Below are 15,258 nucleotides of genomic sequence, written 5' to 3' on the forward strand. Positions count from 1 at the left end.
ATCAGGAGTTATTTATGACTGACGCAATATTCCCGCAACCACAACCAGCCGTACCGGTCATCACCGCGACATTAGTCCCGGATGAAGAGCGCGTTGCCTTCTGGGGTCATCACTTCGGAAAGGTCCGCCAGTGGGTGTTCCTCGAACCGCAGGTGTTCTCCTGGCTCGACCTGTGGAGCACCGACTATCAGGGGGGCGTGTGGGAGTTTTATACGCTGTCCAACGGTGGGGCGTTTCTGGTGCCACCGGAGCAGGCGCATTACACGCTGTTTAACGAGCACAATGGCAATGACGCGGAGCTCAGCACCGAAGCCACCGGCATTGCGGTGTCGCTGATGGCCTGGAGTCATCATGCCTGCCGGACGGGGTGCACAGCCATCGGGGAGCATTTTTACCGCCTGCGCGACTACGCCCTGGCGCATCCGGAATGCAGCGGCATTATGCGGTTAATTGACTGAGGAGGTGAAGATGAACACAGCACTCTCGCTGGTTTCGATGGTCTCTCCCACACAGCCGGATTTATTCTGCATCCCAGCTGGCTCAGAGATACTGCCCACGTTAACACCGTACGCACAACGCACTATCCGTCGGGCCATCAGCCTGCTGGAGCGACACCTGCGCCAGCCCGGCGTGGCCTTTACGTCATCAGAGGCCACCCGCGACTGGTTACGCCTGCAACTGGCACCGCTGGAGCGCGAAGTCTTTATGGTCTTGTTGCTGGATAACCAGCATCGCCTGCTGGCGCATGAAACGCTGTTTACCGGCACGATAAACCACACCGAAGTTCAGCCCCGGGAAGTGGTGAAGTTTGCCCTGCGCCACAATGCCGCAGCGGTGATTCTGGCACACAACCATCCGTCAGGGGACTGTGAAGCGAGCCAGGCCGACCGGGTAATAACCGAACGGCTGGTCAAAGCGCTGGCACTGATCGACATCAGCGTCCTGGACCATTTTGTCGTCGGCCACCGCGAAATCCTCTCGTTTGCTGAATCGGGGTGGCTATGAACATCATCCCCAAACGTCAGGCCATGCACCTGTTCCGGCAGACACCCGGTGCCCGGCTGGCTGCGTACTGTCGGGGCCGTTACCGCTGGGCCGGCAGCGTCTGCTATTACCAGGGCCGAAAAGTGCGGGATATTCCTGGCGTGCTCGCGGTCTTCGCCGAACGTCGTCAGGACCGCCACGGCCCGTATGCCGTTCTGCGCTGCGTCACCCTGCGTTAATCCTTTTAATCACGGGAATACCACTATGTCTGAAAACCATTCACCTGCGCCCGTCTGGGGTCTGCGGGACGATATCACGCCCTCGTTTGGCGCTCGCCTGGTTCAGGAAGGCCACAACCTGCACTACCTTGCTGACCGCGCGGGGCTGAGCGGCGAATTTACGCCGGAGCAGTTGCAGGCGCTGGAAGCCTCCTTTCCGCAGTTTGTTAAGCAGATGGAGGCAGCGCTGAAAAGCTGGCAGCTTGACCCGCGCAGGGCAAAACGTCACCGCTGCACGCTGAACGGCCTGACCTGTGAATCTGACACCAACGGCTCATTCGGCTACGTGTACGCCACGATTTACCCGACTTACACCGCGCAATAACACCACTCAGTTCCCCACCCGGACACGCCGGGCAAAGCGCTTTCTTTATAAGGACAATCCCATGCAAAACACCCTCGCCCTGCCTCCACCGGCAGCGGTTACCCCACGCCTGTCGCCCCTGGAAGCCTGGCAAAAACTGCTGGCCCATCTGCTCAACCGGCACTACGGCCTTGAGCTCAGCGATACGCCGTTTTCTGACGACACCGTCATTCAGGAACACATCGACCGGGCGCTGTCACCGATGGACGCCATTAACTACGTCGTTGAACGCTACGGTCTGGTGCGAACCGACCGCACCGGGTTCAGCATCACCGAACAGGAGCCGTTTTTAACCCCGACTGACATTCTGCTGGCCCGCCATGCCACCGGCTTAAGCCGGGTGCGTTTTCCCGCTCCCGCCACCACAGCATAACCCACTCCCGCAGCGTCACATCAGGCGCTGCGCTCCACTTCCCCACAAGGACGCTTTATGTTCGATTTACTGATGAAACGACACGGGCAACAGTTGTTACAGGATGCGGGCTGGCCCGTTCACCTGGCGTGGCAATGGCAGCTTTCGCACACTCAGGGTGACGGTTGTGCATTTTACGGTTCACTGAGCCGCGACCACCTGCTCACCCTGCTGCCACACCTTGCCCGTCGTCAGTCCCTGTCTGATGCTGAAGCACAGCATCTGACCGTGCTGCTGACCCTGAGTGACATCACCGTCACCCTGCAGCGCAATGCGCTGAGCAGTCACTATTGTCACGCGGGTTGCATCACCACCGTGGCTGAGGATTTTCCCGACGATGAAGACCCGGCCTTCCTCACGTTCTTTCGGGCACTGCAGGCCGATATTCGCGACCTCTGTGCCCTGGCGGAACAAACCGCTTATCACTTGCTGGAAGCCACCACACCACAATCGGGAAACGAAATTCTGTTCAGTCGTCAGACGCAACACTTTGAACTGCGGGCAGTCGCCGATATGCCGGATGCCACGTATCGCCACGACGGTACTATTGACGAAACGGCGGTGGAGTCCTGCCTGGTCAGTCTGCTGCGCCATCACGCCCGCCTGTTAACCGTGCGCCTGGAGATTATCTGCCACACCACCGGCGACATTATCGCCCAGCAGTGGCTGCCTGAAACGCTGATTGAAACCGACGATAAACCCCGCCACTGGCTCAGCCGCGCGGTTATCTACGAGCTGATTCTCGAAGCCCGCGAGCATATCAGCCAGCAGCTGTCCGCCTGGCAAAGTTTTTACCGGGCTGCTTAAAAGGAAACCATACAATGAAAATTTCAGTGAATATTGAAGCCGGAGCACTCGCCGCGATGCCACTCAACGGGGACCGTATTGCTGTGGATATGGACGGTATTGAGCTGGCTACACTGGTCGATGCTGTCAACACCCATGGCACGCTGCTGCGTATCGCTGACCAGCCCGGTCAGATTGTCGTCGAAGACTCGCTGCCCTTCGGTACACAGCTTAACGGCCTGTGCTGCAGTACCGCGCATATCACCAGTGAGGACAACGCGTTGCTACATGCACTCTCGCAGCAATCTGAAGCGTATGGCGATGCCGAATGGGTGCACTACACCGGCTCAGGCTATCTGTTGCGTCTGGATGCATGGTCGTTTCCGGTGCTACGCCTCAAACGGCTCGGACTGTCGAAAGCCTGCCGTCGTCTGGTCGTCACACTTCAGCGCCGGTATGCACTCAGTCTCATCCATTTCGATGCCTTCGGTGAACTGCTGCCGGGATTCGACGTTTTTGACTGGTGACCTTTCACAACGCAGCGGGGAAATAACACTATGCCACCCACGACAGAACAGGGGCTACAGATCCTCATCGACTGGCTGCAGGACAATATCGATTGTGAATCCCCGATCATCTTCGACAACGATATTGACCGCACCGATCCAGCAGCGCTCTTGTCCTGTATCGCACAGCGCTGGCTGACGTTCGGGACATGCACCACCTTCAACTTCTGCAGCGCCCCTCCCCGCGACAGTAACCCCTGCCACTGATCTGTTGTGTCAGTGGCACAAGGTACGCTGCTGATTCAATCTTTATAAAAGGAAAATGAATGTCTGTTTATTTGCGCATTAACGGTGCTGACTGGCGAAACATCTGGGTCATCGGCGATCTGCATGGATGCCACAGTCTGCTACAACAAAAGCTTCAGAAGGCAGGTTTTGATACAGGGCAGGATCTGCTGCTGTCAGTCGGTGATCTTATCGATCGCGGTGAGGAAAATCTCGAATGTCTGGCGCTACTGAAACATCCCTGGTTCCGGGCAGTACGCGGCAACCACGAGCAATATTTACTGGATTATCTGCAGGCTGCTGATGACGGGGACGAATGGCAGTGCTATGGCGGCCACTGGTTCTTCGAACTCAGTCACGCAGAACAGAAAGCGGTATCAGCACTTCTCCCACTCATTGACGCACTACCGTTAGTGATCGAGGTACAAACGGGCAACCAGACGATCGTCATCTGTCACGCCGATTATCCGGCCAGTCATTACACCTTTAACAAATCCGTCGATGAGGCAGCGTTGCTCTGGAGTCGGGAGCGTATTGAGGCATCGCAAAAGGGGCTCTACCAGGAGATAACCGGTGCTGACAGATTTATCTTCGGCCATACACCCGTTTCCGCACCGCAGATATTCGCTAACCAGCACTACATTGATACCGGCGCAGTGGTCACCGGCAATCTGACATTATTGCAAATTCAGGGAGTTTGAAAGCACAGGAGCGAAAAAGCCTGCAGGTTTCCCAACAGGCTTCAATTGTTATCGTCACTGAAATGAATCAGGACTGTGGCTTTGGTACCGCCGTCAGGGTGCACACGGCCTGTACTTTGTCGCCACGGCGGGTAGTGATGGTCACTTCATCACCCGCTTTCTTGCCCTGGCAGGGCTGCACCATCTTCGTTTCAAAATTCTGGCGCATTTGCGCACGATCCGCTTGCGCCATGGTGGAGAACGACACCATTACCAGCGCAGTCAGCACGGCGCCCGTTACGATTTTTTTCATCCGTTCAGTTCCTTTCTCAGGGGAAGTCAATAACCGCAGCGACAGTATCAGCACACCCATACCACAGCTGTAACTTCGCTTAACCAGATGTTTCTTCAGCCTGTTTTCAGCATTTTACCTTACCGACATAAACGCCAGCCCTTCAACAGGCTGGCTTTTTTCTTTCATATACAAGGAGGCCACCATGCCTGCGCTTTCTACACACGCCGAACCCGAAGTCCTCACAGGGCAGCACGACGTCATTTGCTCCACAAGCATCGAGCGAATCGTTACCGTACGTCAAAACACATTGCAGCAGATCGAAGGGGTGATAAACCAGATCGCAGAGATCTCGCGACTGACGCAAAGTATCGGTGGCAAAACCGCCTTAGACTGGGCCATGAAGCAGGATTTTCGCTGTGGTTGCTGGCTTATGGAGAAAACAGAAACTGCGATGAAAACCATTACCTGCAATCTTGATCGCAGCATCTGGCGTGACTTGATGAAGAAATCGGGAATGCTGAGTTTAATGGACGCTCAGGCACGCGACCAGTGGGACAGAAACCTTGAGGGAGACGATATTCCTGAAATCAGCGAAGCGAACATCCTCTCTACCTTTAAGCAGTTGCACAACAGCAAAGGTGAAGTCTTCGAACGTGGCGTGATTAACGTCTTCAGACACCTGAGCTGGAATTATAAAAGCAATTCGCCTTGCTCGTTCGGGCGAAAGATCATTATCAACAATATGATGAAGTACGATAAATGGGGTTACGGACTGACGTGGGGATGGCGGCGGGATCAGTTAGTGGACCTGGAGCGTATGCTGCACCTGCTGGATGGCAAGCCAGTACCGGATAACCGTGCTGATATTGCCTGTCGGTTGTCCAGCCATTTTCAGCAAAATCCGCACTGCCAGAACTTTGACGACGAATATGTCTCAATCCGCTACTTTCAGAGGGGCTCAGCACACGTAACTTTCAAGCGCCCCGACCTGATGGAAAAGATGAACGACATAATCGCAAAACACTATCCGGGGATGCTGGCTGCTAAAAAACCAGACTCGTAAATGAGTCTGGTTGATAAAATCATGCAGCAAGTTGACGCGAAAGACGCAACTCTTCAATACGGCATGCCCGGCAATGTGACTGAGGTTTTTTCTGCCCTCTCAGATTTCTGAAACCAAATAACATTTCAATTGAGAGGATGCCTTCAGCAGATTCATTGCAGCGAGGGCAGCGCGTTGATTCTTTGTTGTTCACAACAACTCCCCTGCGATTAACCTGGCTTTTTGTCTTTAACAGGGATCTTAAACATCCCACCATTAGGACGAGTAATTCGTCGCCCCTTTACAGTAATGTACGGACGAAAAATATACACTTGTTCTTCGATTGCAGGCATAAGCCCTCCTTAGAGCCACAGGAAGGTTGCTTTTTCAGTAAAAAATTGTACTGTTAAGAACAACGAATCTTGTGGCTGCTGTTTATCAGCACTTAACTCTCACCTTAAGTGCCACGCTGATACTGATTTGTAGGGCGGCGTTGAAAAATGCCGCCCTGTTATTTTTCTTTCCTTACCCCCTTAAATGGGCTTCCGTCTTGTTTTACATCCATAAACCTCCCGGTAGTTGTATCTCGCTTAACCCACTGCTCTGTCTGGGGATTAAACGTCTGAGAACGTTCTTTTACCATCCCGACTCTGCGGTTATCACCATACGGTGCATTCTTAGCCATTGGTCCTGCTCCTGCTTGATTAATGAGCCTCCATACTAGCAACTTGAAAAAATTCGATCAAGCGAATATAATTTTTATACTCACAAAAAGGAAAATTTATGGAATCATCATTCGAAGAGCTGGTCGATAAGGAGTCGCTCCAGCAGGCTGAGCGGCTTGCTTTCATTGATTTCAGATTAAGATACCTTGGGGAGATCGCTCGAAACGATCTGATTGAGGAGTTCAAAATTGGTCAGGCAACAGCATCAAACGATCTAAAGCTATACAAGCAGTTTCGCCCACAAAACACAGACAAAAACAACGCAGCCAGAACAACAGTTGTAGCGGAGGGGGCATTTTACCCCCTGATAAAACTGGATACTTATACAGCTCTTGAGTTTGTGCTGCACGGTTTCTGTCGCAATGAGTTGGTTACACGAACGTCATATATCCCGGCAGAATCCATAGACACGCTCATGGTCATGGATTCACTTCAGGAGAGCGACATAGCAGCCATTACTCGCGCAATTTATAGCAACTCAGGGATACACTGTTGTTATCTTTCGTCATCAAGCGATGATCATGATGAACGACAGCTATACCCCACAGCTGTTTTTGTGGATCGCAAACACTGGTATTTCAGAGCCTACGATCGGAACAAAGATCCTGAAAAAAGTGGATTCAAAAACTTTAAAATGACAAGGGTAAAATCGGCACAATGGTTGCGAAATGATAAACCAATGCTTCACGAAAGCATGCCAAAAGACGAAGCATGGCATACTTTACTACCATTGCAGATTTCTATTCATGATAAGTGTAAGAGAGAGACATCACTGACGCGGGAGTTTGGATTGGTTGATGGTAAGAAAACAATTATCTGTAAAGCTGCATTCGCCTATTTTGTCAGACAAAACTGGAAGATTGATGTAGGGGTTGATGAGAAGGGTTACTACAATTTTAAACTGGATAACAGCGAAAGCCTCAGACAGATTCAATGCGCAGAAAATCTGTTCCGCTGAAATAGTGTTATCATCATCTGGTTGTGCTTGGTACGATTCCGGTGAGCGAGAACGTACCAGTTCACAGCCAAAATGCAGAGCGTCATTTTTTAGTTGAAAAGTGATCAAACCGCATCAGGGGGCCCAAATGGGGGCCTCTATGTTTTTAGAATTAGATAAAACGCAGAGATATCAACGTTATTTTGCATTCAGTTTGGTTCTGAGTCCGGGCACCACTATTTAAAGAACCCGCCCACAAGGCGGGTTTTTGCTTTTGGGGTTTTGAGGTTCTTCAGACCTGTCCACGCCCTTATCCTTAGCCCCACTCTCCTCGATTAAACCAGAGCCGTTTTATGTAAGGCTGAAAACGAAGTGCTATTAAAATAGACACCACCCAAACACACTCCTATTAAATGTATTGAGCAAATGAATATATTTATTCCATTTTGCCAACGCCAGATGCAGGTATATAATTAACACAACATATAAAATATCAGCGGAATAATTTAACTATCATTCAGGGAGCGAATTATGAATTTCAGGTCAATAGCATTGCTATATATGTCAGCACTTTTACTCACGGGATGCGCAGTCCACTCCCCTATTGATGCGAAAAAAACAGGTGTGTCAGGTACGGAGAGTAACGTCAGTAAAAACCCTTCTGTCCAATTAACGGATAAAGATATTTTTGGCAACGAAACCACACTGGCAGTGACTGAAGAGGATATTCAGGCAGCACTCGAAGAAGACGAATTCCATGTGCCACTAAATTCAAAAATCATTTTGGTACAATCCGGTAGTCGCGCACCCGAGACGCTTATGCAGCAGGAGATGAGTCAGTATTATTCCGTGGCAACGTTCTCAGGTATACCTGACCGACAGAAAGTGATTTCCTGCAACAAAGAAAAGGATGAAAACAATGAAGCTGTCATCGCAGAGAATATGAACTGGATGCAGGCGCTGCGCTATGTAGCGGCAAAAGGCCATCAGAAAGCCATCATCGTATATCAGGATTTACTGCAGTCGGGTAAATATGATCCCGCCACCAAAACCACTGTCTGGTCAGACTATAAAAATGAAAAGGTAACGAACACTACCTCACTGCGTTACCTGGTGCGATTCACCCTTGTGGACGTGGCAACGGGCGAATGGGCCAGTTGGTCACCGGCGAATTATGAATACAAAGTCACGGTCCCTCTGTCAGACAAAAAAATCAATGCTGATACTATCGACCAACAAATTGCCCGGCTTAAGCAAAACACCTATGCTTCTATGGTAAAAGATCTGGCAAATCGCTATCAGTAAATCTGCTTTTAGCTGACGGGCTTAGGATTTATCGGCCCGTCAATTAATAGATACTGTCTTAACCCAAAACTCTCTCACTTCGCAGGAAATGCCGAAAACTCAGGCTCTGTAGGATCATTAATATCCGATGTCATTTCATGTGTTTTTTGGTCTATATTGACAGTGAATAATCTTGGCTGCGTGCCCGGATCCCCGGGGCAACTACCTTCATGCTTTTCAACCACAATAACAGAATCTATTCCTGGTTCACTGTCAGGCATATATAAATAATCGGTACATTCTGGGGAGTAAAGTAACTTATTTTTCTCAGCTATATTTTTTACCTTCTGTGCAACAGGTGGTAATTGTGCCGAAAAAACATTTGTGCTCAATATGGCACAACCGAGTAATGTAATAGCGATCAATTTTTTCATGGTTACCCTACTAAACTGAAGTAATACATTGGATTTATGTAACACATAGAAACAAAGGCAACTGGATTATCGTAATCTTTTATTCCAGTCGTGCGCATAATACTTACTATCCTTTTCTCATAGTTAGGGTTTGTTGCATATCCAGCTTTGGCTATTTCATGAATAAATTTTTCAGGATCATTGGGGAAGCTAAATGCTGCCGCATATCTTTTATTGACCGTAAGAAACCGTCCATAATCATCTGCAGATTGCTCCAGTGTATCATACGAGCGAAAACTATCTTTAATTTTAGACGATACTCCTCCCGACATTTCGTGAGTTGTAACATCTATCGAGTTACCTTTAGGTGACTTTCCCTTTACACCAAAATACATATTTCCAGGAGCACGATGTCCCCAGTCTGACTCGAAAGCCCCCTGTGAAATTGTTACAGCAATCGGTACTCCCCAATTACGTTTAACCATAACAGCGGCAGGTAACGATCTGTTAATCCATTCCGTTTGCTTCGTCGATAGCGGTAATGATGCCCGCTGAGCTAACTGATTAATAGTATTACTATCCGGTATAATCGCATCATGCTTATGAAGTTGTGAAGCCTCAAGGTGCGTCCCCCGTAGTGCGTCAAAGGTCGGGCCATGCCGATTAACTATGGCATCCGGGAGTAAAAAATGAACATGCTTTCTTTGGAACATAACTAACCGGGCACAGGTTTTTGGCCCCCATATTCCATCTTCCTTTAGCGTTTCAATATTATCTTCGCGGGTAGCTCTGTTCAGTAAAATCTGAATTTTTCTAACATCGCTTGGAAAATTTGGCTGATTCATCCCGACCGCATGGTGAATTCTCCATCTCATACACCCTCCTTTCTATTTTCAATAATGCATCCACACTAGAAAATTCGCTCTTCCCACAAACTGTATACACTGGTTCCTGCGATGCAGTGTTCCTGGGTAATGCTTTCATACGTGAACGATATTGATTCCTCTGGCTGTCCCTGACTGTTGGTGATGGTGTGCGGTACCTCACTATGTATACTCGAAATGCGGGCCTTAATCAGTTTCACTTTGTAAAATAATTCATTAATACCAAAGCGATTGGTACGGTAGTATTCAAAATCACAGGTCAGACACTCATTTTCAGTTATCGATTTAGTCAACAAAGGTGACGATTTATCGACGGGCTTCTGAATGGTTAGTGCCAGATGGTTAACATTCTGCGCTCTAATCAGGCCGTGATTCAGCGCCAGAACCATAATCTGATCCGTATGCGCAATCTGTGCTTTATTACCAATAGAGTCCTGCGATGAACAGCCTGCTGAAATCAGTCCCTGCAGGTCACCGTTCAGTGTGAGATAAACAAGATTTGCCATAATAAACTCCTCTGGCCAGGGTTATTCCCCGGCACCTGTATTAATCGTCGCCGCTTCCGGCAGGGTATGGGTTTTCAGCAGCAGCCAGCGGCTTAATATTCCATCCAGCCGATCGTTGATTTGCTTTTCCAGCGTGTCGGTATTCTGGCCCTGCGCCTGCGCGTCCTGATATTGCGTTAACAGGGATTCCAGTGGGGTTTCCTGGCCTAACCCTCGCTCTGCCTGCCAGACCACGTTTTTGATATACGACAGCGTCAGCCCCTCTTTTTCACGTCTCATAACCAGATCGGCAAAAGCGCGTAGATCCTGCCGCGTCTGCAACCAGCCCCTGAGCTGCGGGCTGTTTTGCGCGCGGGTTTTTAACGTCTCATTCCATCTGGCAGTCGCCTGCTGCTGTTGCTGACTTTCCGGCCATCGACTGTCTGCGGTGTGCATTATCTGCATCCCGATCTCCAGCGGCTGTAGCGAGGAGGAACCGAGCTGTTGCTCAAGTCTGCGTTGATAACTTCCCAGCTCTGGCGAGGCCAGCCAGACCGTCGCCGCACCCTGCACGCTGTCGTTGACCTGTGCGAGCACCTGCTGCGTGGGGTACACCTGCCACCACCAGAGTGCAGCAGCAATCGCGACGCTATTGGCCACTCCTGCGATAAAGCCTTTGAAAGTATTGCCCTCTTTCACGCGCTTGCCGTCTGTCAGTCCGCGCACCTGCACCTTCATTTCAGGTAGATCGGGCAGCGGGGGAATGACCTCTGCCGTGGATGGCGCACTCTCAGGGGCATAAACCAGCGTTCTGACGGGGTTTTGTGCCGCTGTATCTGCACTGTGCTTGGGCTGTGGCTCGAACTTTTTGCGCGTGTTCTGCACAAAATACAGTAGGTTTTCCACGCGCGGTTGCCGTTTGAGTTCCACCTGCTGAAGTTTGTCGCAAATAAGCTGCAATGCACGTTCGGTGCGGTATAGCAGCGACAGGTCAGACTCCGAAAAGGCGATTTGCTGACGCAGAATCGTGCCGGTGCGGATGTTGAGCCAGTCCAGCATCTCAGTGCGCGCCGGGCCGCTTTGCGGCCAGAAGGTCTCCCACTCATGGCTTATCATCGCCGCCAGCAGCTCGACGCCTTCGCAGAAACCTGCCAGGCCCTGCGAGCGGGTCCGGGCCAGGGTGTAGTAAGTTGCGGTATGCAGATCTACCCCGTTGGTTTTAAAGATCGTCAACGCCAGCGACTCCACCAGCTTCCAGTTCAGCTCCGGCTGCGACGGATGGTTGGCCTTGTTAATCTCCTCCCGAATGGCGCTGAACTCCGGCAGATCCCGCGGATCGCTGCCGGTCATGATGGTCTGTGTCAGTGCGTGATTGCTACTCATCCCTGCCTCCTCAGTACAGCGTGTCCGGCAGCCGGAACTGGCTGAAAAGCCCACCGGCAAACGGGTTGTCTTCCGTATCGGTATGCACCCGGTAAACCATCGCCCCGCCGTCGACGTTGAAACGTACGCTGAATGTGCCGTCCTGAACGCCGGTTAACTGCCCTGCGCCCAGTAGCCTGAACTGTGCCCACGGCCCGCTGAAGCTGATACTGCGCGGCGAGTTTCCGCTGGTGCCAATCAGCGTCAGCTTACTTTCATTGCCTTCGCGCATATTGTTTGGCCATACCAGGTGCGCGGTGTAGTTGCGTCCCTGGCTGTAGTCGACTAACTGGCCGTCGAGATTCAGCACGCTCCGGCGTTTGTTACCCGAAAGCGATACGGTTTCCACCGCAAACTGTGCCCCTAACCCATTCTGTTTGCTGAAGAAAATATCGCGGATTTTCTGCGCGGTATCCAGCTGTTGGCGGATGTCCTCGCGAATGATGACCGCATTGTCGCCGTCCTCCAGGCTAAGATCGTTTTCCATAAACAGGCGAAGGTTCTGCTGATAAAACGTATCCAGCACTCCATCCGGTTTAAAGAAGCGTTCAAACGCATCGAGGGATGCATCTTGCCTGGCGTCAGGGGTAAACGGATAGGCATTCGCCAGTTGCTCGTTAAAGGGTTTCACCACGGTGTCACGCCAGTCCACTTCCATATAGTGAACGGCTTCCACCATCACCACATGCCAGGCCTGGTCGGCGAGCTTACCCACCCAGCGGTTGAGCGGTGCAGGCAGGGTTTTCGCCATCTGACGCGTGGCAAAAATTGGATCGCTGCTGTTCTGATCAAGCCTAATCTGTACTGCTTTCAGCGCGGATTTCCCCGGTACCGGTGCATTCTGTATCGCCAGCAGATAACGGTGTAACTCGGTTAACTGCTGATACACCGCCTGCATCGTGTTCTCTTTATCTTTCTGCACGGCCAGCGCGCTGTTCTCCGGTGCAAATTCATGCCCGAGCCGGGTCAGCAGGCGATAGTCCGGTTCAGCCAGGGCCTCTTCGCGCGCCGAGTCTGAAAGTTTTTCCGACAGAACGATGGGCTGAGTGTTGTCACGCAGAGCGGTTAACGCCCGCTGGAGCGGCTGGTCGCCGCTAATCACCTGCTCCAGCGCGCCGGTCAACTGCGCGATGGACTCATAATCGCGGACGTTGAGATTGTCCATCCCCACTCGCCACGTGGCGGTGTAGTCGCTGAGATATTGCTCGGTGAGCTGACGCTGGATCTCCGTGCGATCGGCATCGCTGTACTTCACGCTGCGGGTCAGATTCAGCACCCAGCTGTCCATTGCGGTGAGTTCCACCAGCTCATCCCGCTGTTTTACAAAATAATTTTGCAGACCGTAGCGGGTGAGGAACTGAGGGACCACCAGTTTGTCATCCTCCGCAGAGGTAAATACCCGTTCAAAGCTCGGCCCGACCTGATCGCGTAAGTTCAGGTCGGCAGGCAGCACTCCCAGGGCCCGCGTTTTCAGGCTCTGATAAACACGCTGGTAGACCGGTAATTTGCTGAGTTCTTTCTGAGCGGCAGCCACCGGGCTGTCGTAAGGCATCCAGCGGCTGATGGCATCGCCGTCTCCCTCCTCGCGCTCGGCGTGCCAGTCGGTATGCGCCAGCGCGTAATCGAGATGGGACATCAGTTGGGCCTGGATATCACGCTGGCCGTGGAATTTTTCACTCCAGCGCTTCGCCATGTATTGCTTCACGACTTCATTGTTGCGTCCGCTTTTATCTTCGAGCATGCGAATCACGCGCAAAATAGCGAGTTTTTCCTCGCTCTCTGGCGGTGCCGCGTTCATATCCTTGACCAGTCCGTTGAGCAAGGACGGGAGATAACGCTGCTCCAGCAGTTGCAGGTAGGTTTGTTCTACGTACGGACCAATGCGTCTGCCCTGGTATAACCCCAGATCGGCCAGACGACTGCGATCGCCCCAGTCGCCGTAGGCCAGAGTGGCTTCGCGGACCGGATTCAGCAGTGGCAACTGCAGATTGCCGTACTCATCCATGTCCTTCGGTGCCTGAACCGCCATAAAGGCGTTCGCCTGCTTCAACACCTGAATCCCCGACGCATAGTTGTCATTGTAATAATGGTGCCATCCGACGGTCAGCAGCACGACGACCATCCCCGACGCAACCGAGAACACCGTCAGGCGACGGCGGGCGTTAGTCAGCCAGGAGTAGCTCTCGCCTGCCAGATTAGGTTCTGCGAGCAGCACCTGAGGAAACAGGTTACGCGTAAAATAGGGGGCCATATCCACCAGCGGCCACGCAGCCAGCGGGCTACTGCCAAGCCCATACTGACGGGCTGCAGACTGCATAAAAATGTCATCCATCTGGCCGCGCTGCAGAGATGACGTGAGATAGACGCCGCGCAGCATGACGTCCATGTTTTCGCCATCCAGCAGGCCGTTAAGCAGAGCCACCAGCGGCTCCCGGCTGCCCTGCATCTGACGGGCGAAACTGAACAGAGCACTGCGAGTCTGGTTCTGCGCCAGCATCAGGTCGGGCAGAGCATGGTTCAGTTGCTCGCTCCATGTCTGCCAGAAACTGTTCAGCTCGCCGCGCCAGTCATCATTCTCGTGGGCGCGACGGGTGAAGGTGACGCCAAGGATGGCGTCACGCCCCTGCTTATCCAGCGACTGAAATAATGCGGAAAATCCGTGCAACAAATCGAGCCGGGTCAGCACCACGTAGACGGGTAACTGGCAGTGAAGATGCTGGCGCACGTCCTGTAAACGGCTGCGCAGCATCTGTAGCAGGTACTCGCGGCGGCGTTTATCAGCCGTCAAAAGATCGGGGAAATCCAGAGTCAGGATGAGACCGTTCAGCGGCTGGCGGGCGCGTTTCTGCACCAGCCACTCCAGCAGATGCTCCCACAGGCGACGGTGCAGAATGTCACCTTCAGGCTGTTCGCAAAGTGAGCCGCTGATATCAAAAATCACCGCCTGTTTTCCGACGTGCGGGGTGAGATACAGCCGGTGTTCGGCTCCGCGCACCGTTTCAGGGGTATAAATAATATCCGACGGAAACCCTTCACGCAGCAGCGCGGTTTTCCCACTGCCTTCCGGGCCGATCACCATATACCAGGGCAGTTGCCACAGGTAACGACGGCTGTCGAGATGCCGTTGCAGGCGCAGCAGCCAGCGGTCAAGGTAACGCTGCTGCGCATTGAGTTCGATGCTGAGAGGATCCTGCGTCTCCGCACGTTGCAGCTTCTGCTGCCGCTCAAGCTGTTGCAGACGCTTCATCACTCTGACGGTGAGCCATGCCAGGGCAATAATTCCCCACACGGCCGTAGCCAGCCAGCGACGGGTCAGCGGCTGTAGCCAGTGCTCTTCGTAAAGCGTCCACGTCGGGCCTTTCCACCAGATCCATACCAGCAGAAAAATCCACGCCAGTACCAGCAACCAGAAAGCGGAAACCTTAAAACGGGGCATAGCCGGCCTGAGGACAGATTTGAGTCCGCTGAAGAGTCGG

General features: G+C 52.3%; 20 protein-coding genes and 1 pseudogene. 12 read left to right on the forward strand and 9 right to left on the reverse strand.

Annotated features, from left to right (window positions below; translation table 11 throughout):
- Nucleotides 1-14: 14 nt before the first annotated feature.
- The 9 genes and pseudogenes from QQF33_RS24115 to QQF33_RS24155 all read left to right on the forward strand — a co-directional run bounded on the left by QQF33_RS24115 (nucleotide 15) and on the right by QQF33_RS24155 (nucleotide 4,316).
- Entirely contained in the window at nucleotides 15-458 is a 444-nt protein-coding gene (locus QQF33_RS24115) for an antirestriction protein (RefSeq protein ID WP_285158743.1), read from the forward strand.
- A 10-nt stretch (nucleotides 459-468) separates the two neighbouring features.
- A complete protein-coding gene (gene radC, locus QQF33_RS24120) occupies nucleotides 469-1,005 on the forward strand; it encodes a RadC family protein (protein WP_285148411.1) in 537 nt (178 codons plus the stop codon).
- Entirely contained in the window at nucleotides 1,002-1,223 is a 222-nt protein-coding gene (locus QQF33_RS24125; RefSeq protein WP_285148452.1) for a DUF987 family protein, read from the forward strand. The genes radC and QQF33_RS24125 overlap by 4 nt, the downstream gene beginning before the upstream one ends.
- Before the next feature lie 25 nt (nucleotides 1,224-1,248).
- Nucleotides 1,249-1,587, forward strand: coding sequence for a type IV toxin-antitoxin system YeeU family antitoxin (locus QQF33_RS24130; protein WP_285148409.1), 339 nt, complete (start codon nucleotides 1,249-1,251; stop codon nucleotides 1,585-1,587).
- Nucleotides 1,588-1,648: 61 nt separating this feature from the next.
- Nucleotides 1,649-1,999, forward strand: a complete 351-nt coding sequence (locus tag QQF33_RS24135; RefSeq protein ID WP_285148408.1) for a TA system toxin CbtA family protein — start codon at nucleotides 1,649-1,651, stop codon at nucleotides 1,997-1,999.
- Nucleotides 2,000-2,056: 57 nt separating this feature from the next.
- Nucleotides 2,057-2,845 carry a hypothetical protein gene (locus tag QQF33_RS24140; protein ID WP_285148407.1) on the forward strand — a complete coding sequence of 263 codons (789 nt, stop codon included), beginning with the start codon at nucleotides 2,057-2,059 and terminating at the stop codon, nucleotides 2,843-2,845.
- A 14-nt stretch (nucleotides 2,846-2,859) separates the two neighbouring features.
- A complete protein-coding gene (locus QQF33_RS24145) occupies nucleotides 2,860-3,351 on the forward strand; it encodes a DUF5983 family protein (protein WP_285148405.1) in 492 nt (163 codons plus the stop codon).
- Between the two features lie 30 nt (nucleotides 3,352-3,381).
- A pseudogene (locus tag QQF33_RS24150) lies at nucleotides 3,382-3,584 on the forward strand (hypothetical protein).
- Nucleotides 3,585-3,656: 72 nt separating this feature from the next.
- Entirely contained in the window at nucleotides 3,657-4,316 is a 660-nt protein-coding gene (locus tag QQF33_RS24155) for a metallophosphoesterase (RefSeq protein WP_285148403.1), read from the forward strand.
- A 67-nt stretch (nucleotides 4,317-4,383) separates the two neighbouring features.
- Here QQF33_RS24155 and QQF33_RS24160 read toward each other — a convergent pair whose 3' ends face one another.
- A complete protein-coding gene (locus QQF33_RS24160) occupies nucleotides 4,384-4,608 on the reverse strand; it encodes a hypothetical protein (protein ID WP_285148402.1) in 225 nt (74 codons plus the stop codon).
- Between the two features lie 184 nt (nucleotides 4,609-4,792).
- Between QQF33_RS24160 and QQF33_RS24165 the strand changes: the two genes are divergently transcribed.
- Nucleotides 4,793-5,653 (forward strand): DUF4942 domain-containing protein, encoded by an 861-nt coding sequence (locus QQF33_RS24165; RefSeq protein ID WP_285158744.1) that lies wholly within the window; start codon nucleotides 4,793-4,795, stop codon nucleotides 5,651-5,653.
- A gap of 19 nt (nucleotides 5,654-5,672) precedes the next feature.
- Here the strand turns inward: QQF33_RS24165 and QQF33_RS24170 are convergent, their stop codons facing one another.
- The 3 genes from QQF33_RS24170 to QQF33_RS24180 form a co-directional block, all read right to left on the reverse strand.
- The gene (locus QQF33_RS24170) at nucleotides 5,673-5,846 is read right to left on the reverse strand and encodes a hypothetical protein (protein ID WP_285148399.1); all 174 of its coding nucleotides are present in this window, start codon (nucleotides 5,844-5,846) and stop codon (nucleotides 5,673-5,675) included.
- Nucleotides 5,847-5,862: 16 nt separating this feature from the next.
- Nucleotides 5,863-5,985, reverse strand: a complete 123-nt coding sequence (locus QQF33_RS24175; protein WP_285148398.1) for a hypothetical protein — start codon at nucleotides 5,983-5,985, stop codon at nucleotides 5,863-5,865.
- A gap of 158 nt (nucleotides 5,986-6,143) precedes the next feature.
- Nucleotides 6,144-6,317: a hypothetical protein gene (locus QQF33_RS24180; protein WP_285148397.1), complete on the reverse strand. Its 174-nt coding sequence runs from the start codon at nucleotides 6,315-6,317 to the stop codon at nucleotides 6,144-6,146.
- Between the two features lie 98 nt (nucleotides 6,318-6,415).
- Between QQF33_RS24180 and QQF33_RS24185 the strand changes: the two genes are divergently transcribed.
- Both QQF33_RS24185 and QQF33_RS24190 read left to right on the forward strand, forming a co-directional pair.
- Nucleotides 6,416-7,315 carry a WYL domain-containing protein gene (locus QQF33_RS24185; RefSeq protein ID WP_285148396.1) on the forward strand — a complete coding sequence of 300 codons (900 nt, stop codon included), beginning with the start codon at nucleotides 6,416-6,418 and terminating at the stop codon, nucleotides 7,313-7,315.
- 510 nt (nucleotides 7,316-7,825) lie between these two features.
- On the forward strand, nucleotides 7,826-8,599 hold the full coding sequence (locus tag QQF33_RS24190; RefSeq protein ID WP_285148348.1) for a hypothetical protein: 774 nt from the start codon (nucleotides 7,826-7,828) through the stop codon (nucleotides 8,597-8,599).
- 74 nt (nucleotides 8,600-8,673) lie between these two features.
- Here the strand turns inward: QQF33_RS24190 and QQF33_RS24195 are convergent, their stop codons facing one another.
- The 5 genes from QQF33_RS24195 to tssM are packed head-to-tail and all read right to left on the reverse strand — an operon-like array spanning nucleotide 8,674 to nucleotide 15,218.
- Complete coding sequence (locus QQF33_RS24195) at nucleotides 8,674-9,012, reverse strand: hypothetical protein (RefSeq protein WP_285148346.1); 339 nt, start codon at nucleotides 9,010-9,012, stop codon at nucleotides 8,674-8,676.
- A gap of 2 nt (nucleotides 9,013-9,014) precedes the next feature.
- A complete protein-coding gene (locus QQF33_RS24200; protein WP_285148344.1) occupies nucleotides 9,015-9,866 on the reverse strand; it encodes a glucosaminidase domain-containing protein in 852 nt (283 codons plus the stop codon).
- A gap of 35 nt (nucleotides 9,867-9,901) precedes the next feature.
- Nucleotides 9,902-10,381 carry an Hcp family type VI secretion system effector gene (locus QQF33_RS24205; protein ID WP_285148343.1) on the reverse strand — a complete coding sequence of 160 codons (480 nt, stop codon included), beginning with the start codon at nucleotides 10,379-10,381 and terminating at the stop codon, nucleotides 9,902-9,904.
- Between the two features lie 21 nt (nucleotides 10,382-10,402).
- Nucleotides 10,403-11,743 carry a type VI secretion system ImpA family N-terminal domain-containing protein gene (locus tag QQF33_RS24210; RefSeq protein ID WP_285158745.1) on the reverse strand — a complete coding sequence of 447 codons (1,341 nt, stop codon included), beginning with the start codon at nucleotides 11,741-11,743 and terminating at the stop codon, nucleotides 10,403-10,405.
- 10 nt (nucleotides 11,744-11,753) lie between these two features.
- Nucleotides 11,754-15,218 carry a type VI secretion system membrane subunit TssM gene (gene tssM, locus QQF33_RS24215; RefSeq protein ID WP_285158746.1) on the reverse strand — a complete coding sequence of 1,155 codons (3,465 nt, stop codon included), beginning with the start codon at nucleotides 15,216-15,218 and terminating at the stop codon, nucleotides 11,754-11,756.
- Between the last annotated feature and the right edge of the window lie 40 nt (nucleotides 15,219-15,258).

The organism is Lelliottia wanjuensis, from assembly GCF_030238365.1.
Lineage (GTDB): Bacteria > Pseudomonadota > Gammaproteobacteria > Enterobacterales > Enterobacteriaceae > Enterobacter > Enterobacter wanjuensis.

Bases quoted from the DNA above. Each gene is read 5' to 3' on its own strand.
- QQF33_RS24115 (WP_285158743.1), top strand. From the start codon at position 15: ATGACTGACGCAATATTCCCGCAACCACAACCAGCCGTACCGGTCATC.
- radC (WP_285148411.1), top strand. From the start codon at position 469: ATGAACACAGCACTCTCGCTGGTTTCGATGGTCTCTCCCACACAGCCG.
- QQF33_RS24125 (WP_285148452.1), top strand. From the start codon at position 1,002: ATGAACATCATCCCCAAACGTCAGGCCATGCACCTGTTCCGGCAGACA.
- QQF33_RS24130 (WP_285148409.1), top strand. From the start codon at position 1,249: ATGTCTGAAAACCATTCACCTGCGCCCGTCTGGGGTCTGCGGGACGAT.
- QQF33_RS24135 (WP_285148408.1), top strand. From the start codon at position 1,649: ATGCAAAACACCCTCGCCCTGCCTCCACCGGCAGCGGTTACCCCACGC.
- QQF33_RS24140 (WP_285148407.1), top strand. From the start codon at position 2,057: ATGTTCGATTTACTGATGAAACGACACGGGCAACAGTTGTTACAGGAT.
- QQF33_RS24145 (WP_285148405.1), top strand. From the start codon at position 2,860: ATGAAAATTTCAGTGAATATTGAAGCCGGAGCACTCGCCGCGATGCCA.
- QQF33_RS24155 (WP_285148403.1), top strand. From the start codon at position 3,657: ATGTCTGTTTATTTGCGCATTAACGGTGCTGACTGGCGAAACATCTGG.
- QQF33_RS24160 (WP_285148402.1), bottom strand. From the start codon at position 4,608: ATGAAAAAAATCGTAACGGGCGCCGTGCTGACTGCGCTGGTAATGGTG.
- QQF33_RS24165 (WP_285158744.1), top strand. From the start codon at position 4,793: ATGCCTGCGCTTTCTACACACGCCGAACCCGAAGTCCTCACAGGGCAG.
- QQF33_RS24175 (WP_285148398.1), bottom strand. From the start codon at position 5,985: ATGCCTGCAATCGAAGAACAAGTGTATATTTTTCGTCCGTACATTACT.
- QQF33_RS24180 (WP_285148397.1), bottom strand. From the start codon at position 6,317: ATGGCTAAGAATGCACCGTATGGTGATAACCGCAGAGTCGGGATGGTA.
- QQF33_RS24185 (WP_285148396.1), top strand. From the start codon at position 6,416: ATGGAATCATCATTCGAAGAGCTGGTCGATAAGGAGTCGCTCCAGCAG.
- QQF33_RS24190 (WP_285148348.1), top strand. From the start codon at position 7,826: ATGAATTTCAGGTCAATAGCATTGCTATATATGTCAGCACTTTTACTC.
- QQF33_RS24195 (WP_285148346.1), bottom strand. From the start codon at position 9,012: ATGAAAAAATTGATCGCTATTACATTACTCGGTTGTGCCATATTGAGC.
- QQF33_RS24200 (WP_285148344.1), bottom strand. From the start codon at position 9,866: ATGAGATGGAGAATTCACCATGCGGTCGGGATGAATCAGCCAAATTTT.
- QQF33_RS24205 (WP_285148343.1), bottom strand. From the start codon at position 10,381: ATGGCAAATCTTGTTTATCTCACACTGAACGGTGACCTGCAGGGACTG.
- QQF33_RS24210 (WP_285158745.1), bottom strand. From the start codon at position 11,743: ATGAGTAGCAATCACGCACTGACACAGACCATCATGACCGGCAGCGAT.
- tssM (WP_285158746.1), bottom strand. From the start codon at position 15,218: ATGCCCCGTTTTAAGGTTTCCGCTTTCTGGTTGCTGGTACTGGCGTGG.